This window comes from Ligilactobacillus sp. MP3 (assembly GCF_024436335.1).
GTDB classification, from domain to species: domain Bacteria; phylum Bacillota; class Bacilli; order Lactobacillales; family Lactobacillaceae; genus Ligilactobacillus; species Ligilactobacillus salivarius.
In genome coordinates, this window is record NZ_JANFQI010000006.1 from 58256 (window position 1) to 84797 (window position 26542).

General features: G+C 33.1%; 26 protein-coding genes and 1 other RNA gene. 1 reads left to right on the forward strand and 26 read right to left on the reverse strand.

Translation table 11 applies throughout. From position 1 onward, the window contains the following. The 19 genes from NOU10_RS05815 to NOU10_RS05905 form a co-directional block, all read right to left on the reverse strand. The gene (locus NOU10_RS05815; protein WP_255906284.1) at positions 1 to 687 is read right to left on the reverse strand and encodes a 5'-methylthioadenosine/adenosylhomocysteine nucleosidase; all 687 of its coding nucleotides are present in this window, start codon (positions 685 to 687) and stop codon (positions 1 to 3) included. A gap of 20 nt (positions 688 to 707) precedes the next feature. Continuing rightward, the gene (locus tag NOU10_RS05820; RefSeq protein ID WP_003700198.1) at positions 708 to 929 is read right to left on the reverse strand and encodes a hypothetical protein; all 222 of its coding nucleotides are present in this window, start codon (positions 927 to 929) and stop codon (positions 708 to 710) included. A gap of 9 nt (positions 930 to 938) precedes the next feature. Further along, positions 939 to 1475 (reverse strand): NUDIX hydrolase, encoded by a 537-nt coding sequence (locus tag NOU10_RS05825; protein ID WP_003700197.1) that lies wholly within the window; start codon positions 1473 to 1475, stop codon positions 939 to 941. An 11-nt stretch (positions 1476 to 1486) separates the two neighbouring features. After that, positions 1487 to 2464: a diaminopimelate epimerase gene (gene dapF / locus NOU10_RS05830; RefSeq protein ID WP_003706268.1), complete on the reverse strand. Its 978-nt coding sequence runs from the start codon at positions 2462 to 2464 to the stop codon at positions 1487 to 1489. Positions 2465 to 2597: 133 nt separating this feature from the next. Further along, complete coding sequence (locus NOU10_RS05835) at positions 2598 to 3965, reverse strand: Na+/H+ antiporter NhaC family protein (RefSeq protein ID WP_160944458.1); 1368 nt, start codon at positions 3963 to 3965, stop codon at positions 2598 to 2600. 359 nt (positions 3966 to 4324) lie between these two features. Next, positions 4325 to 5242, reverse strand: a complete 918-nt coding sequence (locus NOU10_RS05840) for a magnesium transporter CorA family protein (protein WP_255820549.1) — start codon at positions 5240 to 5242, stop codon at positions 4325 to 4327. A gap of 131 nt (positions 5243 to 5373) precedes the next feature. Next, on the reverse strand, positions 5374 to 7146 hold the full coding sequence (gene aspS, locus NOU10_RS05845; protein ID WP_250201058.1) for an aspartate--tRNA ligase: 1773 nt from the start codon (positions 7144 to 7146) through the stop codon (positions 5374 to 5376). A 2-nt stretch (positions 7147 to 7148) separates the two neighbouring features. After that, a complete protein-coding gene (hisS, locus tag NOU10_RS05850; RefSeq protein WP_003707806.1) occupies positions 7149 to 8444 on the reverse strand; it encodes a histidine--tRNA ligase in 1296 nt (431 codons plus the stop codon). Positions 8445 to 8826: 382 nt separating this feature from the next. Then, complete coding sequence (locus tag NOU10_RS05855; protein ID WP_081559512.1) at positions 8827 to 10083, reverse strand: lipopolysaccharide assembly protein LapB; 1257 nt, start codon at positions 10081 to 10083, stop codon at positions 8827 to 8829. An 81-nt stretch (positions 10084 to 10164) separates the two neighbouring features. Next, entirely contained in the window at positions 10165 to 11097 is a 933-nt protein-coding gene (locus tag NOU10_RS05860; RefSeq protein ID WP_255906285.1) for a DMT family transporter, read from the reverse strand. Positions 11098 to 11197: 100 nt separating this feature from the next. Continuing rightward, positions 11198 to 11854 carry a DNA alkylation repair protein gene (locus tag NOU10_RS05865; RefSeq protein WP_003707812.1) on the reverse strand — a complete coding sequence of 219 codons (657 nt, stop codon included), beginning with the start codon at positions 11852 to 11854 and terminating at the stop codon, positions 11198 to 11200. A gap of 55 nt (positions 11855 to 11909) precedes the next feature. After that, on the reverse strand, positions 11910 to 13151 hold the full coding sequence (gene pepT / locus NOU10_RS05870) for a peptidase T (protein WP_003700187.1): 1242 nt from the start codon (positions 13149 to 13151) through the stop codon (positions 11910 to 11912). An 18-nt stretch (positions 13152 to 13169) separates the two neighbouring features. Next, the gene (locus tag NOU10_RS05875; RefSeq protein WP_255906286.1) at positions 13170 to 13982 is read right to left on the reverse strand and encodes a Nif3-like dinuclear metal center hexameric protein; all 813 of its coding nucleotides are present in this window, start codon (positions 13980 to 13982) and stop codon (positions 13170 to 13172) included. Next, on the reverse strand, positions 13975 to 14673 hold the full coding sequence (locus NOU10_RS05880) for a tRNA (adenine(22)-N(1))-methyltransferase TrmK (protein ID WP_255906287.1): 699 nt from the start codon (positions 14671 to 14673) through the stop codon (positions 13975 to 13977). The genes NOU10_RS05875 and NOU10_RS05880 overlap by 8 nt, the downstream gene beginning before the upstream one ends. Positions 14674 to 14805: 132 nt before the next feature. Beyond that, the gene (locus tag NOU10_RS05885) at positions 14806 to 16155 is read right to left on the reverse strand and encodes an MFS transporter (protein ID WP_255906288.1); all 1350 of its coding nucleotides are present in this window, start codon (positions 16153 to 16155) and stop codon (positions 14806 to 14808) included. 857 nt (positions 16156 to 17012) lie between these two features. After that, the gene (locus NOU10_RS09480; RefSeq protein ID WP_255906289.1) at positions 17013 to 17396 is read right to left on the reverse strand and encodes an LPXTG cell wall anchor domain-containing protein; all 384 of its coding nucleotides are present in this window, start codon (positions 17394 to 17396) and stop codon (positions 17013 to 17015) included. A gap of 146 nt (positions 17397 to 17542) precedes the next feature. Further along, a complete protein-coding gene (locus NOU10_RS05895; protein ID WP_069469303.1) occupies positions 17543 to 17998 on the reverse strand; it encodes a hypothetical protein in 456 nt (151 codons plus the stop codon). Between the two features lie 190 nt (positions 17999 to 18188). Beyond that, positions 18189 to 19847: a formate--tetrahydrofolate ligase gene (locus NOU10_RS05900; RefSeq protein WP_047035616.1), complete on the reverse strand. Its 1659-nt coding sequence runs from the start codon at positions 19845 to 19847 to the stop codon at positions 18189 to 18191. Between the two features lie 119 nt (positions 19848 to 19966). Then, on the reverse strand, positions 19967 to 20341 hold the full coding sequence (locus tag NOU10_RS05905; protein WP_255906290.1) for an EbsA family protein: 375 nt from the start codon (positions 20339 to 20341) through the stop codon (positions 19967 to 19969). A gap of 26 nt (positions 20342 to 20367) precedes the next feature. Here NOU10_RS05905 and NOU10_RS05910 point away from each other — a divergent pair, with 26 nt between their 5' ends. Then, the gene (locus NOU10_RS05910) at positions 20368 to 20754 is read left to right on the forward strand and encodes an RNase H family protein (RefSeq protein WP_255906291.1); all 387 of its coding nucleotides are present in this window, start codon (positions 20368 to 20370) and stop codon (positions 20752 to 20754) included. Here the strand turns inward: NOU10_RS05910 and NOU10_RS05915 are convergent. From NOU10_RS05915 to NOU10_RS05945, 7 genes are all read right to left on the reverse strand, one after another. Beyond that, positions 20751 to 21881, reverse strand: coding sequence for a class I SAM-dependent RNA methyltransferase (locus NOU10_RS05915; RefSeq protein ID WP_255906292.1), 1131 nt, complete (start codon positions 21879 to 21881; stop codon positions 20751 to 20753). The genes NOU10_RS05910 and NOU10_RS05915 overlap by 4 nt on opposite strands. An 87-nt stretch (positions 21882 to 21968) precedes the next feature. Then, positions 21969 to 22343, reverse strand: an RNA gene (rnpB, locus tag NOU10_RS05920) — RNase P RNA component class B. Positions 22344 to 22362: 19 nt separating this feature from the next. Continuing rightward, positions 22363 to 22707, reverse strand: coding sequence for a cell division regulator GpsB (gene gpsB / locus NOU10_RS05925; protein WP_003700172.1), 345 nt, complete (start codon positions 22705 to 22707; stop codon positions 22363 to 22365). A gap of 119 nt (positions 22708 to 22826) precedes the next feature. Then, on the reverse strand, positions 22827 to 23513 hold the full coding sequence (locus tag NOU10_RS05930; RefSeq protein ID WP_255906293.1) for a hypothetical protein: 687 nt from the start codon (positions 23511 to 23513) through the stop codon (positions 22827 to 22829). Between the two features lie 209 nt (positions 23514 to 23722). Continuing rightward, entirely contained in the window at positions 23723 to 24493 is a 771-nt protein-coding gene (gene murI / locus NOU10_RS05935) for a glutamate racemase (protein ID WP_003706235.1), read from the reverse strand. Between the two features lie 69 nt (positions 24494 to 24562). Next, positions 24563 to 25726 (reverse strand): pyridoxal phosphate-dependent aminotransferase, encoded by a 1164-nt coding sequence (locus NOU10_RS05940; protein ID WP_003707840.1) that lies wholly within the window; start codon positions 25724 to 25726, stop codon positions 24563 to 24565. A 59-nt stretch (positions 25727 to 25785) separates the two neighbouring features. After that, complete coding sequence (locus tag NOU10_RS05945) at positions 25786 to 26538, reverse strand: DeoR/GlpR family DNA-binding transcription regulator (RefSeq protein WP_003704416.1); 753 nt, start codon at positions 26536 to 26538, stop codon at positions 25786 to 25788. Between the last annotated feature and the right edge of the window lie 4 nt (positions 26539 to 26542).

Below are 26542 nucleotides of genomic sequence, written 5' to 3' on the forward strand. Positions count from 1 at the left end.
TTATTTTTCTAAAAAGTTTAAAATCATATTTGCTGACTTTTTACCAGCTTCTATGATAAATTCATCAAAGCTTTGCCCAGCATCTTCATCGCCAACATCAGACATCGCACGAATAATTAAGAATGGTACTGAGAATTGATAAGCAACCTGAGCGATTGCTGCTCCTTCCATTTCACAAGACAAAGCTTCCGGATAAATTTCTTTAATTGCTGCAATTTTTTCGCTAGAAGATACAAATTGATCACCAGTAACAATTAAACCTTCTTTAGCCACCAAATTAGATTCTTTGGCTGCTTTAGATATTGCTTCTAATAAATCTTTATCTGCAGTATAAATTTGAGGTTGTTGTGGTAATTGTCCTGGTTTATAACCAAAAGCAGTTGCATCTGCATCATGATAAGCAGCACCTGTAGAAAGAACTACATCACCAACATGTAATCCTTCGCCAATACCACCAGCAGAACCAGAATTGATAACAGCATCTACTTTATAATTAGCAATTAACAAACCAGTTGTCACACCAGCTTGAACTTTACCAATTCCGGAGCGAGTAAGTACTACTTCTTTTCCGTTGATCGTACCACTATAAAAATCAATTCTACCAATTGTATCTTGTTTTTTATCTTCTAATTGTGCCACTAAAGATTTTATTTCTTCTTCCATTGCACAAATTATTCCATACTTCATTAAAAAAATTCATTCCTTTACTAAAAATTAACGAAAAACATTATCAAGTATACTATAATAATTGCCAAAATTAACCCCGCAATTATCATATTTAGTCTTGCTTTTAATCGGTTTTTCTTATAATTTTCTTCATTTGATTCGCGTAGTTTCCTAGAACCTGTTCGACTTAGACCTTCTAATTCAGAATCTTCCCGAACATCATCTACTTTATTACTACGCCTTAATTGTGGCTTTTCGTCCATTTTCCACCTCTATTGCATTAATTTCCAGTACATAACTGCAATTAATGTTTTACTGTCACAGATTAAGCCTTTCGCAATTGCTTGTTCTACTTCAGGTAGTGATAATTCTACTAATTCAAGAAATTCATCACTATCTTGTGGTAGTTCATCCTTAACTGGTTTTAGATTTACAGCATGATACATGTACATCTTTTCATCTGCAAAACCTGGCGATGTATAGAAAGTATTGATAAATTCTAGTTTATCAGCTTCAAAGCGGGTTTCTTCATTTAATTCTCTAACTGCCGTTACATTTGGATCCTCACCAGGTTCTATTTTACCAGCAGGTACTTCCAGAGTTACCTGGCCTAAAGGTGCTCGCCATTGTTTGATGAATACCATTTTATTTTCGTCAGTAATTGCAATAATAGCAACCGCACCTTGATGACGGATAATTTCTCGTTTGGCTTCTTTACCATTTGGAAGTTCTATCGTTTCAATATCTAAATCAATTATTTTACCATCAAAAACATGTTCTACTTTTTTTACTTTTTCTTCAAATTCCATAATTTTTCCTTCTATCTGTGAAGTTGAGCAATAAATGCTTCATAAGCTGCTTGCTCACCAGTTTCATTCCATGTGAAATTATCAAAGTTACCATTGATTGCATCTGCTTGAGAAATATTAACCTTAGCCACTTCTGTCGCATTACCAATCAATGACATCCAATAGTCACCATTTTCACGTTTGTGAACCATTGTTCTTACCATACCACCAGGATTAATAACTGTAATCAACTTTTCAAAGTCAATTTGGTCAGAATGTAGTAGGACGTACATCAAACTTGAAGCTGACATCGCCGTACCACACGCATTTGTGAAACCTACCCCACGTTCGAATGTACGAACAAAGATCTTGCCTGGTTCTAGAATTTCAACAAAACTTACATTTACGCCATCAGGGAAAATTGGATTATTTCCGTTATTTAAATAACTAGCAATTCTTCCTAATTCTTCACCCATCAATGTTTCATGATCAACAAATGCAATCAAATGTGGATTAGGAACTGCTACTGCAGAAAATTTAATTGTTTCTGATAACTCTGGAATATAATCATCTATTAATTTTTCTTTACCTACATGCATTAGTAAATCTTGTGCATCGAAACTAACTGGGGAAATTTCCGCATCAAATGCTGGAACCTTTTCTGCAAGTTTATCAGCTTTTTTTACTTCAAGATCAGCATGCATCGTTTGAATTTTAAATTCTGCTAAATTTTTCTTTTCGCTTAAGTAGCGAGCAACAGTTCTAATACCATTTCCACACATACTTGCTTCACTACCATCAGCATTTATAACACGCATTCTACCATCTGTGCCTTCATGACCAGCTTGGACATATAAGACACCGTCAGCACCACCATGTAACCCTGTATCGCGATCACAAACCTTTTGTGCTAACTGGATAAGTTCTTCTTCTGTTAAAGGCTCTTCAAGATTATCTTCATCAAGAATGAAAAAATCATTACCAGAACCATGTACTTTAAGCATTTCCATTCTACTTTCCTCCATAAAATGTGCATTTTAAGTTTATCATACCAAACTTTACGTTAATTTGCGAAAGAAAAACCATCTATTATTAGTTTGAAACTAACTATAGACGGCTATCAGAATTATATATTATATAAAATTAATTTTCTTTCTTCATCTTTAAACCAATTCCAGTATATCCACTAATTACTGAAAGAATTGGTGATAGTAATGCAAATAAAGTAAATGGTAAGAATTCTAGTACTGGAACACCTAAGGTTGAGGCTGCAAAAGATCCTGCAACACCCCAAGGAATGAGGTAGTTGATTACACTTCCACCATCTTCCAAGACACGTCCAAGTGCTAATGGAGCTAAACCTACTCTATCAAATGCATCCTTGAAAGCTCTACCTGGAAGAATAACAGATAGGTATTGTTCACCAACAAAAAGATTTATTCCAATTCCTGCAAGGATAGTACTTAGAACTAATTTCCCTGGTCTATTTAATCTTTGAATTAGTGGTTCCATCGCAGTTTGAATAATTCCTAATTCCATTAGTAAACCACCAAGTGCTAATGTTGTTATAATCAAAGAAACAGTTCCCATCATGTTAGAGATTCCACCTCTAGTCAGTAATGCATTTACTGCTTCATTCTTAGTATGAGCTACATATCCTGTTTCCATTAAAGCAGCTAATCCTTTTAGTGAAATATGAGGATCATTTACTAAAATAATTCCGGTTGAAACAGCAATATTTATAAATAAAGTTGGAATTGCTGGGATTTTAAACCATGCACATAAAAACATTAAGATTACAGGAATAGCAGCAACCCATGAAATTGAGAAGTTTTGACTAAGAATTTTCATAGTTGCATCTATTTTAGCAAAGTCAGGTTCTTTTTTCCCTTGACCAATAAATACAAAAACTACTAAAGAAATTAATAAAGCTGGGATCGTAGTCCACATTAAATTTTTGATATGAGCAAATAAATCTGTTCCAGAAATTGCTGAAGCTAAGTTAGTTGAGTCAGATAATGGCGATGTCTTATCACCGAATATCGCACCAGATAAAATTGCTCCTGTAACTAATGCTGGGTTCATGTTCATTGTGATTCCCATTCCAAAAAGAGCAATTCCAATTGTAGAAATCGTTGTAAACCCACTCCCGATTGAAGCACCAACTAAAGCACATACAAGAAAAACAGAAGGCACAAAGAACTTAACGCTTATTAATTTAAAACCAACAACCATTAATGCTGGGATAATTCCTGCTTTAATCCACACAGCTATTAGGATCCCAATTAGTATAAAGATAAAGATTGGGATTAATGCAGTACTGATACCTTCTTTAATTCCTTTGTGAATTTTTTCCCAGTCAGCACCATGTAGTTTAGCGATTAAAATTAAAATTGCAATAACTGTTAATACAGGAGTTTCTGGAGATAGGCCTTGATTTACTCCACCTGCTAAAATAATTAGTAATAATAGTAAAATTCCTACTGACTCTTTTAAACTAAATTTTTTCATTTTACATTCCTCCATTAGTAACTAAATTAAATTATTAATCTAGCTTCCAATATCGGATAATGCCTCCGCAATTTTTGTTGCCCATTTCGATCAATCCTTCCATAAAAAAATCCCAGTCATACAATAATGTATAACTGGGACGATCTAAATAACCGTGGTACCACCCACATTAAACTGTTAAAGTTCCACTCCATGTAGGCAATAACGGTCCTACTAACCGAACTTATATGTATTTCGAACATTTAATCCTGACTAATTCGCATCAACCATTAGCTTTCTGACACCCAGATTAAAGTCTAATTAAATCATTAATAAGATAAAGTTAGTTTAACATAGATAAATTTCTTGTCAAATATTTTTTAAATAAAATCATTCTTTTTCAAGTAGAGATATAATCCACCCATCAATAAAAAGTTAACGAAAACTACTAAAATCCAGTCAAATCCGTTGTTTAAAATTGGTAATTTAACGTTCATTCCAAAGAAACCTGTAATAATGGTTGGAATAGTTAAAATCAAGGACCACACTGTTAAGAACTTCATTGTATCGTTCAAGTTATTATTCAAGATATTATTTGATGTCTTAGAAATTTTTTCTGTCACTTCATTAGAAATCTCAACCGTTCTTGAAGCCTGCTCAGCTTCAATCAAAACATCATCTAGTCTTTCTTGAGCTGACTTAGTAATTTGCCAAGACATCGGTGTGTCCTTCAAATCTTCTAACATCATCAAATTAGTTCTAGCACTACTTGAAACAAAAACTAAACTTCTTTCCATTTGTGCTAATTCCAATAAATCTTTATTTTTAATTTTAGTATTCAATCTTCTATCTAACTCATTTAATTGATGATTTAATTGTGTTAGAGCTCGTTGGAAATATTGAGTTACATGAAGTAAGAATAGCATGATAAATTCCGTAGCATCTTGTGCTTCATGAGCGCGTTCTTCTTTAAACTCTTCAAATATATCCTCAGTAGCATTAGTGTGAAAAGTATATACTGTAGTTCCTTGTAATAGAAAAATTAGAGGACGAGTCGTAAAATGATCAGATTTTTTTTCTGGCCAAACAGGAACATCGTATACTATTAATTCACTATGAGTTAAGCTATCGTGATCATAGTGAGGACGTTCGTTTCTATCGGCAACATATGAAATAATAGTCGGCGTAAAATGAAACCTTTTTTTCAATTTTACAATATCATTATCATCAATATTTTTAATATCGTACCAACTATAATTTAATGGTGACTTTCCATTTATTTCTTGACGCGTTATCATTCTCTCACCTCATCTTTTTATATATCTAAATACCATACTTGATAATATTACCTTACTATTATGTTTACTACAAGTAATTATTGAAAAAAGAGTATGAATCTGAAAATCGTCAAATTCATACTCTTAATTAATTATTCATCTTCTTCAGGAACATCTGTTTTCAAGTATAGTTCATCCAATTGTTTTGGAGCTACAGTACTTGGGGCATGTGTCAATGGTTCAGAAGCCTTGGAATTCTTAGGGAATGCGATAACTTCACGAATATTATCTTTACCTGCAAGTAACATCGCAAATCTATCTAAACCTAAAGCTAAACCACCATGTGGAGGGAAACCAAAGTCTAATGCATCCATGAACCAACCAAATTGTTCTTCTGCTTTTTCTTTTGTGAATCCTAAAGCCTTAAACATCGCTTCTTGAATATCACGTCTGTGGATACGGATTGATCCACCACCCAATTCATAACCATTAAGTACAATATCATAACTTTGAGCATGGCATTTGTGAGGATCAGTTTCTAATAAATCTAAATCTTCTTCATTAGGCATTGTAAATGGATGGTGTGCAGCGATATATCTATCAAACTCTTCACTATATTCAAATAATGGCCAGTCTACAACCCAGATAAATGCAAATTCATCTTTATTAATCATATCCATTTCTTTAGCAATTGCTACACGCAAGTAACCTAAAGAATCTGCTACTACTTTACGGTTAGATGCTACGAATAAAATCAAGTCTCCACTCTTAGCTTCTGCTGCTGCTTTAATGTCTTCAGCTCTTTCAGTAAAGAATTTAGCAATTGGTCCAGTTAATCCATCATCAGTAACTTTTACCCAAGCTAATCCTTTAGCTCCAAAACGCTTAATGTATTCTTGCTTTTCTTCAATTTGTTTACGTGAATACTTGTCAGCACCACCTGGAACAGTGATAGCTTTTACTTGACCACCATTTTCAAGTGTCATATCAAAGACTTTGAAACCAGCATTTTGAACTGCATCAGACATATCTTTTAATTCCATACCAAATCTAATATCTGGCTTGTCAGAACCAAATCTGTCCATTGCTTCATTCCAAGTAATTCTTTGAATTGGTGTCTTGATATCAACATCTAAAGTTTCCTTCATAACACGCTTCAATAATCCTTCTGTCATTTCTTGAATTTCTTCAGCAGACATAAAGGAAGTTTCAATATCAATTTGTGTAAATTCAGGTTGACGGTCACCACGTAAATCTTCATCGCGGAAGCAACGTGCAATTTGGTAATAACGATCATAACCTGCACCCATTAATAATTGCTTGAACAATTGTGGTGATTGTGGTAAAGCATAGAAATGACCTGGATATACACGTGAAGGTACAAGGTAATCACGTGCACCTTCTGGAGTTGAACGTGTCAAATATGGTGTTTCAATATCTAAAAAGTGATTTTCATCCAAGTAGCTATGAACAGTTTGAGTAATACGATTACGTATCATCAAAGCTTTTTGCATTTCTGGACGACGTAAATCAAGATAACGATATTGTAAACGTAAATCATCTGATGCATTAATATCATCTGCAATATCAAACGGAGTTGTCTTAGCCTTGTTTAAAATTTCAATATCTGAAACTTCAACTTCAACTTTACCTGTTCTCATGTTAGGGTTAATAGCTTTTTCTCCTCTAGCCACTACTTTACCCTTAACTTCAATAACATATTCACTACGTAATTGTTCAGCAACCTTTAAAGCTTCAGGATTGAATTCTTGGCTAAATACTAATTGAACAATCCCTTCAATATCACGTAAGTCAATAAAAATTAAGTTACCTAAATTTCTACGCTTTTGTACCCAACCTTTTAGGCAAACTTCTTGATCAAGATATTTTTCATCAACTAATCCTGCATAAGTTGTTCTTCTCATTCTTATTCCCCTTCTACTGCTAATTTTTCTAGACTTGCAAAATCATTTTCTACATCCGCAAGTTTTACAGAAATTTCATTACCATTTTCCATAAATTTGAGATTTGCTTCTTGTTCTTGAAGCTCAGTTTCACCGATAGTTAAAGTGAATCTTGCATTTAAACGATTTGCAGACTTAAATTGTCCTTTAGGTTTTCGATTAAGGTAATCTCTGTCTGCTGTAAATCCTTGATGGCGAAGATTTTGAACTAATTTCAAAGTTACTGCATTAGTTACATCGCCAATTCCTACTACATAAACATCTAGTGGATTTTCAATTGGTAAAGCATCTTCTTCTGCATCTAAGATTAATAGTAATCTTTCAACACCTAATCCAAAACCGACACCTGGTGTTTGTGGACCACCTAATTGTTCTACTAAGCCACTGTAATGACCACCAGCACAAACTGTAGTCCATTTACCATTGAATGCTTTGGAGTCACTCATAATTTCAAAAATAGTATGGTTGTAGTAGTCTAAACCACGTACCATGTTACTATCGATTACGTATTCAATACCTAAATCATTCAATAGACTCTTTACAGTTTCAAAATGTTTTTGTGCATCTTCTGTTAAGTAATCTAAAATAGAAGGTGCATTAGCAACAATTTCTTTATCCTTTTCATCTTTACTATCTAGTACACGTAAAGGATTCTTATGTAATCTTTCCTTAGAATCGTCTGATAATTCAGCTTCAAATGGTTCTAGATAGTCAATTAAAGCTTGACGATAGTTGTTACGAGTTTCAAGATCTCCTAATGTGTTTACAGCTACACGTAAACTATTTAAGCCAAAACTCTTTAGTAAATCTACTGCCATTGCCATAACTTCAACATCTAATGTTGGATTATCAACACCAAATGCTTCTACACCGATTTGATGGAATTCACGTAAACGACCAGATTGTGGACGTTCATAACGGAACATAGGTCCCATATAATAAGTTTTGAATGGTTTTTGAACTTCTGGACCATATAATTTATTTTCTACAAAACTTCTTACAACCCCAGCTGTTCCTTCTGGACGTAGAGTTATATGACGATCACCTTTATCGTAGAAATCATACATTTCTTTAGTAACGATATCTGAAGTTTCACCAGATGTGCGTGAAAAAACTTCGAAGCTTTCGAAAATTGGTGTTCTCATTTCTTCATAGCGATATTTTTTAAACAATTCTCGAGCTTTTTCTTCTACATATTGCCATTTTGCAGATTCACTTGGCAAAATATCAGCTGTTCCTTTAGGACGTTGATACTTCATTAAAATTTCCTCCCTTATTAAACCGAAAAGCACCCCTGTTATCTACCTAGTTTGATAGACAACAAGGGTGCTAGTTGCACGGTACCACCTTGATTTTATGCTCTCTAGCGTTAACGCGGCTAACGATATACATTACATATATACCTAAAAAGTGTCTTTCTCTAAAAATCATAGCTGGAATTTTCACCAATCATCCATTCTCTGTCAACGATTGTTTAGATACTCTTCTTTCATTCGGCTTTAAATCTAAATTAGAGAATACTGACAAAAATTAATTTTGTCAATATCTATAGTCATAATTATTAATTAATACCGGTATATTATAACATAGAAACAATGACTTTTATATCCTAAAATCATAATCGTTAGTACAAAACTTTACCTAATATAACAGTTCATCTTGTAATTCTAACATTTCACTATCATTAGGTTGACTTGCTAGATATTCATCAACGAACATCTTAGCTTTTTGTCTATCGCCAGCATTACGATAAAAAATAGCAGCATCTTTTAAGAATTCTAACGATGAAATTTGTTCAGAAGCCGCATCATAATACTTAATAGCATCATCATAGTTATCTAAATTAGCATATGAACGACCTAAGTTCCAATATAGTTGAGGGTCGATTTCATCTTGATCTAGATAATCTGTTAGTAATTCAATATTTTGTTCGAATTTTCCGTACTCAATGAGCAAATTACTCAACATAATTACGATTGTCAAATTATCAGGTTCTTGATCTAAAGCTATTAGTAAATAACGCTCAGCTTCATCACGTTGACCTAATTTAGCAGCTAACTCACTAGCCTTTTGATACAACTTAATATTGTATTCATCTACTGCAATTCCTTCTTGTAAGGTTGTTAATGCCTTTTGAAATTGTCCTTCTTTTTCATAAGCCACTGCTAAATATGAGTAAGTTGTAGCATAATCTGGAGAAGTATCCCTTAACTTTTCAAAACTACTGATTGCATCTTCAATATGTCCCAATTCATATTGAGTAATTCCTAATTGGAACTGTGTATCATCGTCTCTTTCTTCACTATGAATTTGTTCCAAGTATGCCAAAGCTTTTTCAAATTGTCCTGATAAAGCATATGACATTCCCAATCTTTGTACCAGATTTACTTGCGAAATTGAGAAATTACCTTGTTTGATAAGATCTAGGTAAATAGGAATTGCTTGTTTATATTGTTTGATATTGTAGTACAATTCTGCTAAGGCAAAACGTATAATTTCTTCATCTGGAGCTAGATCTAATGCTTGCAATAATTTTTGTTCACTTACTTCAAACATTCCTTGTGTTTGATATAAATCTGCTGAAACTAATAAAGCTTGAAGATATGCTTCAGAGTCTGGTGTAATACTGCTTAGATATTCTAAAGCTTCATCATCTTCACCTTCACTAATGGCAATGTCTGCCAAAGCTGTTTTCAAACTATCTTCGTCAGGATAACGTTCCAATAAGGTTTGATAGGCACGTTTGGCCATATTAGAAAATCCCAAAGAATATAATTCTTCTGCCAAACTATATATCATATCATCTGAATCTTTTCTTAAAGACCAGCCAAAATGTTTACGTGCTTCTTCATAATTTCCTTTTTCAATTTCATCTAATACCTTTTCAGCATAAGTCATTAATACACGTACCCCTTTCAAAATTGTCGAATAAAATTATAGCATAAATCCTATAAAAAAAGTGTAGATTTACTCTACACTTTAAAATTCATCTTCACGATAATTGATTTTTTCCATATTTCGACGGCCACGTTGCAAAATATAAATCGCAACAATTACCAAGATAATACCTACTATTTCTACCCAGTTCATGTCTAATCCTAAGAAAATCACACTCAATATTGAAGTTGTTACTGGTTGTAAGGCATCCATAATACTAATAACATCAGAAGGAGCAAATCTAGAACTATATAAAAGTAATCCAAATGGAATGATTGTTCCTACTAAAATAACAGTGGAAATAGATAAGACCACAGTTGATGTAATGTGTGGTGTGTTTATCCAAACTGGATGGTATATATTGAATAACACTCCAGCGATGAATGTACCCCAGCCCAATACTACCAATGGTGGATTGTCTTGAGCAATTGGTCTAGGTAAAACAACATAGAAAGCAGCAGTAATGCCTGAACCTAGTCCCCATAAAAATGAATTCATTGGGATAGACATTTGGGTTAAATCACCCTTTGTAATTGCCAGTAAAACACCTAACAGTGAAATAATAAATGCTATCAAGTCTGTTGATAAAGGTCTTTGATGTTTAATAAAAATACCACCTAGAACTATGAAAAGTGGACTTAAATATTGTAAGATTGTTGCTGCAGAAGCATTACCACTTTGAATTGCTAAGTAGAATGTCAATAAGTTTGCCATTAATCCTAAAGTTGCATAAGCAAACAAGTGACCAAAACTTTTCCATGTTGAAAATACATTAAATGTTTTCTTACCATATAAAATAAAACTAATTATTAGAAGAATGGTTCCTGAACCTAATGTACGTGTCGAAAGAAACCAATCTGTCGGAATATGTTGATTCTGTGAGATAAATTGGATTGTGGTCCCTGAAATACCCCATGTTGCTGAAGCGACAGCTGACCAGAAGATACCCTTCATAACTTTTGATGAAGACTTCATAAAATAATCACCTCATAAATTGTTATAACTAATTAATTATATAGTAAGAAACTTATATTTTTCAATTATATTTCTCTAATTGTATTAACTTTTTTATCATTCATTTAAGGTATTTACTAGCTTCTCTAATGCTTAAAGTACTTAATCCTGACTTATGTTTAGTAATGAAATTCTTAACCCAATCCGTATTTGTCTTAGAATAATCTCTTAATGCCCAACCTATTGATTTATTAATAAAAAACTCATTATTATTTAAGTTATTAATTAATATCTTCTCTAGAAGTACAGTATCGGTTTTATCTTTTCTACCTCGTTGATGATTAATTGCAATTCTTCTAAACCAAATATCATCGCTCACAGACCATTTAAGCATTAAGTCATTAACCCTTGAATCATTAATATTGCCGATAACAGTATCTAAACTATCTATCGTGTCCCACCACTGTTTAGTTTCAATAAAAGGTCTAATTTTATCGATATCATCAAAAACTAAAAACTTTTGCAACGCTTTAAGGTAATCACACACAAAATATTGGAATTCTCGATAATCATTATTCCAGCATTCATTTAACAATTGCCAATCTATACTTTCAGCTTTCTTTGCTTCTCTTATAATATCCTTATATATACTCCTACGCTCAGGTGTTTTTATCCCATAAAAATCAAATTGGTTGCGCATGTATTTTGCCATATGTAAAGCATTATCTAGATTTCTATGTTTTTCAAATTCATTTTCAACCCATTGAACACTTGCCATGATTTTTCTCCTTAAAAAAATCTACCAGACCGAAATCTGATAGATTCATACTCAATTATTTTGCTAACAACTTAACGATTTCTAAAATTACATCTGTAGCTTTTTCCATTACTTGTGTAGATACATATTCATAACGTCCATGCATATTTTCGCCACCAGCAAAAAGATTTGGTGTTGGCAATCCCATGAATGAAATCTTGGAACCATCTGTACCACCACGAACTGGATAAATTTCAGGAGTTATTCCTAAATCTTCCATAGCTTCCTTAGCAATGTCAACTGCTGTCATGTCTTTTTCTAATACTTCACGCATATTGTAGTATTGGTCTTGTAAATCAATAACTACACGTTCTTCACCTAGTTCAGTATTCATTCTTTCGGCGATGTCTAACATCAATTGCTTACGTTCTTCAAAATGCTTTCTATCATGATCACGAATGATGTAAGTTGTATGTGCTTCTTCAACAGATCCATCAAATTTAAATAAATGGAAGAATCCTTCTCTACCTTCAGTCTTTTCTGGAACTTCATCTGCTGGAAGTGAGTTTTGGTAATTAATTGCTAATTGAATAGCATTTACCATTACATTCTTAGCAGTACCTGTGTGCACATCTTTTCCTTTGAATGTCAACTTAGCTTGAGCAGCATTGAAAGTTTCATATTCTAATTCACCCAAAGGACCACCGTCTACTGTGTAGGCAATATCAGCACCGAAGTCTTCAACATTGAAATTATCAGCACCTGTACCAATTTCTTCATCAGGACCAAAACCAACTTTAATTTCGCCGTGTTTAATTTCTGGATGTGCTTGCAAATATTCCATTGCAGACATAATTTCGGCTACACCAGATTTATCGTCAGCACCCAATAAAGTTGAACCATCTGTTGTTATCAAATCATGACCTTTATAATTCTTTAGGTTAGGAAATTCTGCTGTTGTTAGCACAAAATTACCTGCTTCATCTAACTTAATATCAGATTCTCCATCGTAATTTTCTACTATTTGAGGTTGAACATTATGTGCATTAAAGTCTGCTGTATCAACGTGAGAAATGAAACCTACTACTTTAGTATTAGCATCATCTTCTAGATTACTTGGTAAAGTAGCAAATACATATCCACTTTCATCAGAAATATGAACATTTTGTAGTCCTAATCCTTTAAGCTCATTAGCAAGTTCCTTAATAAATTCAACTTGTGTTTGAGTTGAAGGGATTGTTGTTGAATCCTCATTTGAACGAGTTTCTGTTTTTACATATTTCAAAAATCTAGTAACTAAATTTTCATATTTTGCCATTTTCGACACACCTTTCGCTTAAATGAACTGAAATGGATCAGTATTTAATTTGGATTGATAAATATCGATTTTCCAATCATTCTCATTATTCCACTTTTTGAATTTATCTGTCAACTTCGGTTTGCAAATAGACTCAATGTGATGTCCTGCATCAACCACTGTTAAGCCTGCAGCAATCATATCATGACCGGTATGGTATGAGATATCACCTGTGACATATGCATCTGCCTTATGTAGTAAAGCAGCGTTAAAGAACCGACCACCACTACCACCAAGGACTGCTACACGTTTAACTGGCTTTTGGTTGTCTGCTGCTATTAAACGTAAGCCACGTAAATTTAATACTTTCTTGCAATATTCTGCAAATTCCATATCTGTTAAACTATCTTTTAACTCTCCTACGCGGCCCATAGAATATTTTTCGTTTGAAACAGGATCTACCTTAGTAGGTAGTAAGAATTCTGTATTTTCTAATCCTAATTGTTCAGCTAACCAATCATTCATTCCACCATTAGCATTATCCAAGTTTGTATGCGCACCATACACTGTAATATCATGTTTGATTAACTTAGCATATATCGCGTTTTGTGGAACATCTAAATCAAACTTCTTAACTGGAACGAACATTGCAGGATGATGTGCAAAAATAAAATCAACATTATTTTCAATAGCTTCATCGACAGTTTCAGGTCTTACATCTAAAGTCACCATCATTTTATGTACATCATTATGTAAAGAACCTAATTGCAAGCCAATTGGATCGCCATCTTCAGCGATTCTTTTAGGTGCAAATTCTTCAAATTTATTTACAATATCTATAACTTTAGTCATTTAATACACCTTCTATTAGTTTTACTTGTTTGTCTAGATATTCTAACTTAGCAACTGGCTTTTCCTTGGCTTTTTCCAGCTGAACTCTAACTGTTTCAATCTTATCCAATTCTTTTTGCCATTTATGCTTAAAGACTTCGTTCTTTTCTTTCATTAAGTAAGGCCCAAATTCTAATTCTTTAGCTGTCAACTCGGCCTTTGCATCAACAAATTCCGCTACGATAATTTCATAGATATGTCTGTCTTCTTCTAAAACATCTTCGGCAATTATTTGATAGTTGTTAGCTATTAACCATTCTCTGACATTTTTCTCACCTACATTAGGTTGTAAAACTAAACGAGGATGATTAACTAACTTAGCCTTTCCTTCTTCTAGAATCTGACAAATTAACGGACCACCCATACCACAGATTGTAACTACGTTAATCTCATCTGAAAGTTCAACTGCAGCTAATCCGTCAGCCAAACGAACATCTACTATCTCTTGTAAGTTTTCTTTTTTAATTTCATTTTGAGCATTTTGAAAAGGTCCCTTAACAACTTCACCAGCAATTCCAAAGTTAATTTTACCTTTTAATGCTAGATATGCTGGTAAATAAGCATGATCAGAACCGATGTCCGCTAATCTACTATCTGCAGGGACATATTCTGCCACTTTTTGTAAACGATATGATAATTTATTTCCGTCCATACGATACCCCTTAATCTAAATTCTATATATTAAGTATACCGGCTTTAAAAAGATATATCTATACTTACTGATATTTTCTTGCTTTTTACAACAAAAAAAGACTTGGCAGTTGAATTGCCAAATCTTCTGAATTTATTCTGTTACTTCATTTTCAAGAATTTCATTCTTTTTCATAAACTTAGGTGATGTTTCTGGTGCCCATACTAAACAAATCATACTTCCTATAAATAGGACTAGAGCACATACTAACATCGCTAATTGAGAGCCACCCATATCAGTTAAAATAGGTAATAAGAATGTACCACATGCAGCTCCAATTCGACTGATAGCTATACAGATACCCATCCCTGTTGCACGAACCTTAACGTCAAATAACTCTGAAGGATATGGGTAATCCAATACCAGTGATGAAGATAAGATCACAGAAAATAGAGAAAAGATACCTAGTTTAGCCCACATTGATATATCTAAGAATACCATTGCAGCTAAAGCAATCGCTGAACTTAAAAAGCTGACAACTAAAAATGAGCGACGACTAATTTTGTTAAAAATCCAAATCCCAATAACTACACCAATTAACATACTTCCGTTATAAAGAATACCTGACATATTGGCATTAGTAACTCCCATATTCTTTAGCAAGATTGGTAAGAAAATACTTATACCAAAAAATGAGAATGCCTGACTAGCATAGAATAATCCACCAACTAATGTTTGACGACGATATTTCTTACTAAAAAGATATAGCCATGAAATGTTTTTAACTTTAATGGATAGAAGTCTTTCTGATAATCCCCATTTACTTCCTAAATTACGTTGAATTACTTTTTGAGCTTTAGCATTTTTACCACGACTTGCTAACCAACTTGGAGAAGCTGGAATCTTTGCAAATGAGCGGAATACAGCAGCTATTAATCCAAAAATAAATGATGAGGCAAAACTATACTTCCAACCTTGAGAAAATCCACCTAAATAAGAACCTATCAAGTACGCTAAAATGAAACCTATTGACCAGTAAATTAATAATCTACTTTGCTTTTTACCACTTTCACCAGTTGGTAACCATTCAATTAACAACGCATTACCCACTGTATAATCAATAGCCATCATTAATCCTAAACCTAATCGCAAAAGAAAAATTAAAAATAAATTTGTTACAAATAGGTGTGCTAACGATAGGATTGTAAAAATGTACATGTTCAACATCAAAAGCCCTTTTCTTCCGACTTTATCAGCTAAACGTCCCATAAAAATACTACCGAATAACCCAATAAGACCACCAGCACCGATCAAACCAGTCCAAAAGTTAGTCAATGGTAAATATGATCCTGCTTGATCTAAAGCAATACCACTTATTCCAAGTGCATATCCACAAGCAATCTGTCCTAACAAGATTGAAATGTAGACACGCCAGTGAACATCTGAAAATGGTGCCTTCTTGTAATCCTTTTTACTTTGTAATTCTTTTTTGATATATTTCATAAATTAAATATAAGACATAGTGTACGAGTATGTCTTTCCGATTCCTCCTTATTTCTTTAGATGTAAATTTAACATCTAAAGTTACAGCTGTTTTCATTTTACTCGAGCAATTCTGTATATCTACCGTATCATGATTTCTAAAACTATTGCAAATTTCTAGCATTATTTTTAATTTTATAAAATAAGTTTCTATATACAATATTGTCTTTACATAAGATAAATTACGTAATTATTAAGAAAATATTAAGATATATAGTTAGGTTTTACTTAAATAAAAATTATTCATATCTAATGTATATTATTGGATAACTTGTAAGCGTGTAATTTATATAAAAAAGAGAAGCACTTTTACATACATATTTCTCTTGAAAAATTATTTAAAGTACTTTTCAAAATATTTTTTAAAGAATCGACTATTACTCATTAAATGGGAGTTTATAGTACATAGTAAAGATAAGATAAAAATCCCTAGCAAATGCTCCCTAATAGTTAATATGACAAAATCTCCACCAAATATCAGTACCATTATCCCACCTATCAGAATAATTGCGATAAAACATGACAATTCATTGAGTAGGATGATCGAAATTATTGAATAAGGAGTCAATCCATTCTCTTCTTTAGATTTTTCTACAAGGTCTTTGTAGCATAAATAAAATGAAAGGCCCAACAATTCAGCTATAAGTAAAGCCACAATACATGCTTTTATTATTATAAAATTCACTACTATCATCCTGACTTTTTTACTCAATCATAGCATACCTTGATAAAAATTTCTCACAATCGTTTTATCCATCTATTTTTTATCAATAAAAAAGGCAAGACTTCATAAAAATCCTGCCTAAATCATTATTTCATTAATCTTCTTTACGCTTACCTAAAGCACCTAAACCTAACAAGGAGCCTAGTCCAACTAAGATAGCACCAACAGTCGTGTTGTTGTTTTGCTTGTCTCCAGTTTGTGGTAAAACCTTAGTATTTTCTTGCTTAACTGTATTTGCCATTCTACGTGTAGTTGGAGTTTGAGCTAACGTTCCAACTAACTTGCTTTGAGCATCAAATACTTGGTTTCCTTTAACGGTGTAGCCAACCATGATATGACCTTTTTCATCAACAACTTTACCGTTTGCTGTTTGAGCAAAGTATGTTTGTTCAGCTTTAGCTTGTGCTTGTGCCTTAGCTTTTTCTTCGGTATCTTTTACAGCTTGTTCTGCTTTCAAGTAGTCGTTGTAAGCTTTCACTGCTTTATCGTATGCACTTTGTGCTTGAGTTTGTTTTTCCTTAATTTGAGCTAATTTCCCTTTACATTTATATCAATATTTTTCCATATTTTAATTATTCTTTGACCAAATAAAAAATCCTCTTAGTTCTCTAACTAACAGGATTATTAACTATTCTTCTTTACTAATTTCATAATAGATTTTCTCTTTTTAGCTATAGCTTTTTCTACTTCATCTGCTGGCAGTTCCATCACCGGTTCAAATTCATATTTAACCACTAAGTTTCTTCCTTCAAAGTGATAGCCTAATATTGCTTTAATTTGAACCCAAATTCCAGTCTCTTGATCGTAGATATATTCACCAACAACTGATATTTTTCTAAATTCTTCTGGTTCATAGGTTATTTCAGCTTGTGTTGTTATATAATCAGCAGACAAATCAGGTGTCCGATATTGCTGCCCTAAACAATCACTCATCGTCATTAGTTCCCCATTTTCACGATTGATCATCACGCGAACAGCCAAAACATTCAAAATAATAAACATTGATCCACGATAGTTAACAACATCCCCAACCTTAACCACTTCGTTTTTCTTTTTTCTTAATCTAATTTTTTCAATCAATTTAACTCCACCTTTGTAAATGAAAAGCTCTGGTGATGTACCAACCAGAGCCTTTACGTAGTTGAGGTATATGGGATGACTTGGTGCACCAATTATCTTCCCAGTTTCTATTATATCACATAAAAAAAGAGCTGAGAACGAACATCTAGCTCTTTTATAAATTATTTTTTAAATTTATTCGAATGATTGATTAGTATAAACCACTAATTTTTCCATTTTCATCAACATCCATGCCATCTGCAGCCGGAACTTTAGGTAAACCTGGCATAGTTAAGATATTTCCTGTTAATGCTACAAGGAATTGTGCACCTAATTTTGGTACAAATTCACGTACATGAATCTTGAATCCTTTTGGAGCACCTAAAACTTTAGCATTGTCAGACAATGAATATTGTGTCTTAGCCATACATACAGGTAGGTGGTTCCAACCTAATTTTTCAAATTGTCTTAATTGACGCTTAGCTTTAGCACTGAATTCAACACCATCGCCACCGTAAATTTCAGTAACAATCTTGTTGATCTTTTCTTCAACAGAATCATCGCTATTGTAAAGTCTTGTAAATTCTTGATCATTATCACAAGATTCAATAACAGCTTTAGCTAATTCTGTAGCACCTTCTCCACCTTTAGCCCAAACATCAGCAACAATTGCTTTAGTATCATTTTGTTCACAAAGTTCAACAATCTTAGCTAATTCAGCATCAGTATCTTGAGTGAATTTATTAATTGCCACTACAACAGGAACATTGTAACGTTTCATACTTTGGATATGTTTCTTCAAGTTTGCAAAACCTTGTTCAACCGCAGCAACATTTTCTTCATCTAAATTATCCTTAGCTACTCCGCCATTCATCTTCAAAGCACGAGCAGTTGCCACAATTACGATTGTATCAGGTGTTTTTCCTAACACTGGAGTTTTAATATCAAGGAATTTTTCAGCACCTAAGTCAGCACCGAATCCTGCTTCTGTAATTGTGTAATCAGCTAAATTCAAAGCTGTTTGAGTAGCAAGAACACTGTTACATCCATGAGCAATATTAGCAAATGGTCCACCATGCACAATTGCAGGAGTATGTGCTAGTGTTTGAACCAAGTTTGGCTTGCAAGCATCCTTTAATAACAATGTAATAGCACCTGTAACTCCGAGTTGATCTACAGTTACTGGTTCTTTATCAAAATTGTATCCTATAACAATTTGACCGATACGTTTCTTTAAATCAGAAATATCTTTAGAAAGACATAGAATAGCCATTAACTCTGAAGCTACAGTGATATCGAATCCATCTTCTCTTGGAATACCTTGAGTAGCTCCACCTAAGCCGATTACTACATGGCGTAATGCACGATCATTAATATCTAATACACGTTTCCAAATAACACGTCTTTGATCGATATTTAATTTATTTCCTTGGTAAATATGATTGTCAATCAAAGCTGCTAAAGTATTATTAGCAGTTGTTAATGCATGCATATCCCCTGTAAAATGAAGGTTTATATCTTCCATTGGAACAACTTGAGAATATCCACCACCAGTAGCTCCGCCTTTCATTCCCATAACAGGTCCTAATGATGGTTCACGTAAAGCAATCATTACCTTTTTGTTTAATAAACTAAATGCATCGCCCAAACCAACTGTTACAGTAGATTTACCTTCACCCGCTGGAGTAGGATTAATTGCAGTAACTAAAACCAACTTTCTTTTTGTTTGTTCACGTGCAGAAAGAGGTAAGCTGATTTTTGCTTTATACTTACCGTATTGTTCTATTTCATCAGCAGTTAATCCCACCTTTTGAGCAACTTCAGTTATTGGTAACATTTCACTTTTTTGTGCTATTTCAATATCTTTCAATTTCTGATTCCTCCTTCAAATAATAATTAAAGTATATACTATAATTAAGATTTTGTCATTGGTTTTTGCTAAAATATATTTTTTAACAAATAAAAATAGGTATATAACGAATTATATACCTATTTAGTTATATTATTATACGCGTTTTCTGCAACCTCCTTTGAAACTATTAATCTGTAATCTCGATACTTGGTTTTGATAAACAAGCCATATTTTCTTATTTCAATCTCTTTAATATCTACTTTCTTTATTTTAAAGTTATTAAAAGGTATCACTGCCCTAAAGCTGAGCTCTGTATCACTTAATTCTACCTTTCGTAAAATCACTTGTATTAACGCTACTAGTACAAATATAATAAAAGTAATAACAGTCCAAATTTGAAAGACTGTAATTTCTAACCATAGTAATAAAGAAAATAACAAAATCATTAATGTAAATGACCAACAAGATATTGATACAGGAATATCTGGTTGATAAAAATATTTCTTATTCATAAAACACACCTCGAGGATTGATAATAATGTTAAAAATATATACAGACGCTGCTACAAACCAAAAGAATCATACTTTCGCTGCAGGAATCTTAATCGTTAAGAACCAGCAACAAACTCAATTAAAATATGAAATTTCTGCCACTGATAACCACGAAGCAGAATTTATTGCCGCTATTCATGGTTTTAACTATCTTATTGAAAATTTTCCAGATGAAGATCTAGTCTTTTTCTATTCTGACAGCAAGATTTTAATTGATAGTCTTGAAAAACAATATAGTAAAAGTTATTCTCAAACTCTAGCAGATCTATTAGTACTTCAAGAAAATTTTCCAATTGTCATAAATAACTGGATTTCTGATAAAGAAAACGCTGGGGCTCATACACTTGCTATTCAAGCTTTACATGAGCATTAATTTCTTATCTTCTTTCCCCAGTATTGGAAGAAATCTGTACGTAAGGAACCATTATATAATTTTCTACGTTTAGTAGCTTTTGTTCCATAAAATTGTTCAAATTGTAAGTCACTTGTCAAAATGTACTTACTCCAAGATGTTAATGGTTGGTATAGCTTACCCATTTGTTGATATAGTTGGTGTACATGTTCTTTATCACTTAAACGCTCACCATATGGCGGATTAGCTACAATAACACCATTGATCTTATCTGTTTTGAAGTCTTTTACTGCCATTTGTTTGAAGTTAACTATATCTTGGACCCCGGCTTGAACTGTATTTTCTTTAGCAATTTCAATCATACTTCCATCAATATCATATCCAGATATATCTAAATCAACATCTTTCTTGATTGCTGCTTGCGCTTGTTCTCTTGCTTGTTTAACAATGTCTTTATCAACCCAATCCCAGTTTTCAAAGGCAAAGTTACGTTTTAAACCAGGAGCAATATTACATCCAATCAAAGCAGCCTCAATTGGAATTGTTCCAGAACCACATACTGGATCTACAAATGGCATTTCAGGATACCAGCGAGCTAATAGAACTAATGCAGCTGCCATATTTTCTTTTAGAGGAGCTCCACCTTTATTTACTCTGTATCCACGTTTGAATAAACTGCTACCTGTAGTATCTAATGTAATTAAAACCTTGTCTTTATTAATAGCAACTTCAATTGGATACAATGCCCCTGTCTCAGGTAACTTAGTTCTTCTATGATAGACAGTACTCATTTTAGTAACAATTGCTTTTTTAGTTATTGCTTGAACACTTGGTACATTATGTAAAGTAGATTTTTGAGATTTACCAGCTACTGGAAATTCAGCATCTAAAGGTAGAAAATCTTCCCAGTTTAAACTTTCAACACCTTGGAATAACTCTTCAAAAGTTTTAGCTGTAAATTCACCAACTACAATCTTTATTCTATCTGCTGTTCTTAACCATAGATTTGTTTTAGCGATATCAGCTACGTCGCCATCAAATCTAACTCGACCATTTTCAACATTCACTTTATAACCTAAATGCTTTAGTTCGTTACCAACGATACTCTCTATACCTGCAGCACATGTTGCAATTAATTTAAAGTTCATAATTTATTCCTTTCAATTTACATTTATCTAAAATAAAAAAGCTAGGATAGAAGTTACCTAATATCCTAGCCACCCTGATATGTAAATCTCTATAAGCCACGTTCTGTACGTCATCTAATTCAGGAAAATTAGAATCGGTGGTAATCATCTATCTCCGAGTTAAAAAACTCGCCCCCATGATTAGTTCATTTCCGTCATGAAGCGCCCCTACCAAAGTTTGGGTTACCTGCTCGCAGGGTTTACCGCGTTCCACTAATACAGTTTCCTATATTACTTCGTCACTGTGGCACTTTTCAAGACTACTCAAGCATAGCCGAAACCTTAGCTCTTTTGTCTGCCGTCACTACTAAAAGCAGTGCCTTGCCTTATTTTTTCAGCAAGTACGATCACTACAGGCATCTCAGCCTGTGCAAGCTTGGACTTTCCTCAGCCTATATACATAGACCGCGATTACCAGAAATTTACATATATAATTTATTAATTAAAATCGATTTCCACGATTTACATCATCGTTAAGCTGTGCACCAAAAACATGTCGTTCCAAATTGGATAGACGTTTAAGAATATCCATATTTGTAGATGCATTAGAAGCAGGTCTAGCAGTTGTTCCTGTTTTACCCACCGCAACTTGCTTAGTTAACTCGTCTACCTTTTTCAATAAACGATCATTTTCCATTTGTAAACGTTGATTTTCTTTTGCATAAGTTTCATAATCTTGAATAACATCATCCAAGAACTCATCAACTTCAATTGAATCGTACCCACGCATTTTTTGTTTAAAATGTTTATTAACAATGTCTTTAGGTGTAAGATTTACATTTTCCATTAAAATGCACCTCATCTACTTATTAAACTCAACTCATAACATTTTTTATCATACCATACATTAATAAAAATGCAACCACTTTTCAGTTGATTGCACTTTATTTTACATAAATTTTAGATTTAATAACCTTTTTCAAATGTTGTATTATTTGCAACTTGGTTAATTGAATCCTTATTACCTTGTTGTTGTGCCTTTTGCATTACATCATTTGCATTAACACTGTCCCAAGGAGTATCACCAAAGCCACCAACTTTCAAGTTGTTTCCATCTGCACTATAAGCAAATAGCAACTGACCGTCAGCACCACTTACAGCGTTATAATTTCCCATATTATGAACAGTTAGTGAGTTAGCATCATTACCCATGTAGTAAGCAGCTAAAGCAGCAATTTGAGCAGGTGTTAGTTGTTGATTTACTTCTTGTACCTTTTGGCTAGATTCTGCTGCTACACTTGGAGCTACTGCATTTTCTGTAACATTATTATTACCTGTAGCAACACTACTGCTCTCTTTTGCTACAGAACTATCTGCACTTGCAACTTGATTAGTAGCAGTTTGAACATTTGAATTTGTACTTACACTATTGTTATTATTGCTATCTACAGAAGAACTTTCTGCTACTACGCTACTTTCATCAACTGCTTTAGCAGTAATCTTCTTTTCTTTTTTGCTAGTAGAACTACTCTTAACTTCTGTCTTTACATTGCTCGAATGACTAGTTGTGTTAGGAGCACTACTTGTATTACTGCATCCCACTAATACCATTGCACTTAACATTGTGATACCTAAATAAATTACTTTTTTCATAGCTCATCCCTCGATTCTGTATATTACGATTGTTAATAATTGGATAAATTCTAATAAATATCTTACAAGTATATTGTAACTCATTTATCTACATAATGAAACCTTTTTGTAATATTTATTTTATAAAAGTAATGTAAACCCTTTAATGTTACAGTAATTAAAAGATCGATTAGCGTTAATTATATTAATTACACTAATCGATCTTTATTTTACAAGTTAAATAGTTTCTGACTAAGTTCTAATTCTTCCTTAGTATTTCTGGAATTTTCAAACTTCACAGAACCCTTTTCTGTCTTATCACTTAGTAAGTTACTCTTTTCCAATAAATGCTTAGTTTCTCTAGCTGCACCTTCTCCACCATCAACAATAAACGTATCATCGCCCATAATCTTTTGAATTACCTTTTTGGCAAATGGAAAATGTGTGCAGCCAAGCACAATGGAATCTGAATCTTTATAAGGACTTAATAATTTTTGTAAATATGTTTCTAATTCAGGAGAATCCACATCACCTGATTCAATAAACTCTACTAAATCTGGTGCAGGAATTTTTCGAATATCTGCCTTTGTAACATATTTATTCATCAAGTCATTAAATTTCTTTTCTTTTAATGTTAGTGGTGTTGCCATAACACCTACTTTAGAATCTTTTTTATGTTCTACTGCTGGCTTTAGAGCTGGCTCTAGCCCAACGATAATTAAATCCGGATATGCTGCTCTCAATTCCTTAATTGCCGCACTCGTAGCAGTATTACATGCCACAACAATTGCTTTACAATTATATGATAGCAAATGCTCTACTTTCTCAAATGATAATTTTTGGACTTCTTCTACCGTCTTAATACCATAAGGTGCATTAGCAGAATCACCAAAGAATATATAATCTTCATTCGGCATTATTTTAACTAATTCACGTAATACCGAAATTCCTCCCATACCAGAGTCAAAAACTCCAATAGGGGCATCTTTTTTATTAGTCATTATTAACTACCTTCCTAGAAAAAAGTTCTAGTTAATTTTAGCACACTCTGGTTAAATTACATAGATGTATTACTTTCTAGCTTGAACGTAATCTTTTATTCTTTTAACGGCTTCTACTAAGTTTTCCATACTTGCAGCATAGCTCATTCTTACATATCCTTCTCCACCTGGTCCAAAAGATACACCTGGAATAAGTGCTACTTTAGCTTCTTTAGCCAAATCTCTAACAAAATCCCATGAGTTTTGAGGACAGTTAGCTGGAATTTTAGCAAAAATATAAAATGCTCCATCTGGGCTTGCAATTTCAAAGCCTACTTCTTGTAATTCTTCTATAATGAAATCTCTACGTTTCAAATATTCTTCCTTCATAGGCACTGCATCATCATAACCATTTGTAACAGCTTCTAATGCTGCATATTGTGCATTAGTAGTAGGTGCTGTTACCATATATTGATGAGATTTTACTACTTGATCAATAAAATCTTGAGGTCCCAAGATGAAACCAATTCTCCAGCCTGTCATCGCATGAGACTTGGATAATCCACTAATTAAAATTACATTATCAGGGATTATTTCAGCTAAAGAAACGTGTTTGCCTGTATATGTTAATTCAGCATAAATTTCATCGCTTAATACCCAAATATCATTTTCTTTAATTACTTCTGCTAGTTCTTCTAATTGTTCTCTATTATATGTAACACCTGTTGGATTAGAAGGATAGTTCAAAACAAGGCATTTAATATTTTTGTCCTTATTATCTGCAATAACCTTGCGTAATTTATCAGCAGTCAAGACGAAATTATCTTCACTTGTATCCATTAAAATATAATTACCATGATTTAAATTACTAATTGGTAAATATAGTGGAAAAATAGGTGTTGGTACTAACACAGTATCATCTGGATTTAAAATAGCTTGTAAACTTGCATTAATAGCTTCAGTTGCGCCAACTGTAGTAACAACTTGTGTCCCACTGTAATTCAAATTATATTTTTTATTAAAATACTTAGCTGTTTCTTCTCTTAATTCCATAAAACCAGCATTAGGAGTATAGTGAGATTTATTATCCTCAATTGCCTTAATTGCAGCTTTTTTTACATGTTCAGGCGTATTAAAATCTGGTTCTCCTAATGTTAACTTAATAATTCCCGGAATTCCACTTACATCTGAGTCAAATTGGCGGATATCTGATACAGCAATTTTCTCAACTTCTCTATTAAAACTTCTTGACAATTAAATCACCTAACTTTATAGAATTATTAGAAAAATTATACCATAATTACAAACTATTTTTAATTAGCAACTATGATTTCTGTTTTATCTGTAAACATTGCTCTTTGTTCTGGAGTAAGAGCCTTATCTGTAATAAACATTGAAATCTTGTCTAGTGGGCAAATTCTGTAATAAGACTTATTTACAAATTTTTGATGTTCAGCAACTAAAATTACTTTTCTAGCTCTACTTACTGCCAAACCAACAATCTCTGCATCGCCTTGATCTAACAAATAAGCACCATTTTCATCAATACCAGATGCTGCAATAAATGCTGTATCAAATGCAATATCATGCAATTCTTGCATTGCAAGATTAGAATAGAAATATCTATTTTCGTGATTTAAAGTACCACTCAAAACCTTAACTGTTACCTTACTGTTCTCAGCCAATGCAATACAATTGTCTAAAGAGTGAGTTACAATGGCTACTGGCATATTAATACTTTGACATGTCCTTAATAAAATAGTAGATGAATCTACAAAGTATACATGATGTGGCTTAAAATATTTTCCTGCTTCCATTGCGATTTTTGTTTTAGATTTAGTAAAACGTGATAATCTACTTTGGTAATTAGGCACACTGCGTCCAAAATCTAGAGGTAAAATTCCCCCATGAGTTCGTTTAACTTCTCCCTTTTTAGTCAGTAACACTATATCTCGTCTAGCTGTATCTTGTGAAACCCCAAATTCGGTCATGATGTCTCTAGTTGAGAGTTCTTGTCTTTCTTCTAAAAGTTGTTTTATCAACTCTATTCTTTTTTCTTGGCTCAACTTC

What these genes read in the sequence shown, in the direction of transcription:
- NOU10_RS05905 (WP_255906290.1), bottom strand. Translation starts at nt 20,341, where the DNA reads ATGAATAAGAAATATTTTTATCAACCAGATATTCCTGTATCAATATCT.
- gpsB (WP_003700172.1), bottom strand. Translation starts at nt 22,707, where the DNA reads ATGGAAAATGTAAATCTTACACCTAAAGACATTGTTAATAAACATTTT.
- NOU10_RS05885 (WP_255906288.1), bottom strand. Translation starts at nt 16,155, where the DNA reads ATGAAATATATCAAAAAAGAATTACAAAGTAAAAAGGATTACAAGAAG.
- pepT (WP_003700187.1), bottom strand. Translation starts at nt 13,151, where the DNA reads ATGGCAAAATATGAAAATTTAGTTACTAGATTTTTGAAATATGTAAAA.
- NOU10_RS05840 (WP_255820549.1), bottom strand. Translation starts at nt 5,242, where the DNA reads ATGATAACGCGTCAAGAAATAAATGGAAAGTCACCATTAAATTATAGT.
- dapF (WP_003706268.1), bottom strand. Translation starts at nt 2,464, where the DNA reads ATGGAAATGCTTAAAGTACATGGTTCTGGTAATGATTTTTTCATTCTT.
- murI (WP_003706235.1), bottom strand. Translation starts at nt 24,493, where the DNA reads ATGACTAATAAAAAAGATGCCCCTATTGGAGTTTTTGACTCTGGTATG.
- hisS (WP_003707806.1), bottom strand. Translation starts at nt 8,444, where the DNA reads ATGAAGTATCAACGTCCTAAAGGAACAGCTGATATTTTGCCAAGTGAA.
- NOU10_RS05855 (WP_081559512.1), bottom strand. Translation starts at nt 10,083, where the DNA reads ATGACTTATGCTGAAAAGGTATTAGATGAAATTGAAAAAGGAAATTAT.
- NOU10_RS05930 (WP_255906293.1), bottom strand. Translation starts at nt 23,513, where the DNA reads ATGAAAAAAGTAATTTATTTAGGTATCACAATGTTAAGTGCAATGGTA.
- NOU10_RS05915 (WP_255906292.1), bottom strand. Translation starts at nt 21,881, where the DNA reads ATGAACTTTAAATTAATTGCAACATGTGCTGCAGGTATAGAGAGTATC.
- NOU10_RS05880 (WP_255906287.1), bottom strand. Translation starts at nt 14,673, where the DNA reads ATGGACGGAAATAAATTATCATATCGTTTACAAAAAGTGGCAGAATAT.
- NOU10_RS05910 (WP_255906291.1), top strand. Translation starts at nt 20,368, where the DNA reads ATGTTAAAAATATATACAGACGCTGCTACAAACCAAAAGAATCATACT.
- NOU10_RS05835 (WP_160944458.1), bottom strand. Translation starts at nt 3,965, where the DNA reads ATGAAAAAATTTAGTTTAAAAGAGTCAGTAGGAATTTTACTATTATTA.
- NOU10_RS05865 (WP_003707812.1), bottom strand. Translation starts at nt 11,854, where the DNA reads ATGGCAAGTGTTCAATGGGTTGAAAATGAATTTGAAAAACATAGAAAT.
- NOU10_RS05860 (WP_255906285.1), bottom strand. Translation starts at nt 11,097, where the DNA reads ATGAAGTCTTCATCAAAAGTTATGAAGGGTATCTTCTGGTCAGCTGTC.
- NOU10_RS05875 (WP_255906286.1), bottom strand. Translation starts at nt 13,982, where the DNA reads ATGACTAAAGTTATAGATATTGTAAATAAATTTGAAGAATTTGCACCT.
- NOU10_RS05820 (WP_003700198.1), bottom strand. Translation starts at nt 929, where the DNA reads ATGGACGAAAAGCCACAATTAAGGCGTAGTAATAAAGTAGATGATGTT.
- aspS (WP_250201058.1), bottom strand. Translation starts at nt 7,146, where the DNA reads ATGAGAAGAACAACTTATGCAGGATTAGTTGATGAAAAATATCTTGAT.
- NOU10_RS05825 (WP_003700197.1), bottom strand. Translation starts at nt 1,475, where the DNA reads ATGGAATTTGAAGAAAAAGTAAAAAAAGTAGAACATGTTTTTGATGGT.
- NOU10_RS05815 (WP_255906284.1), bottom strand. Translation starts at nt 687, where the DNA reads ATGAAGTATGGAATAATTTGTGCAATGGAAGAAGAAATAAAATCTTTA.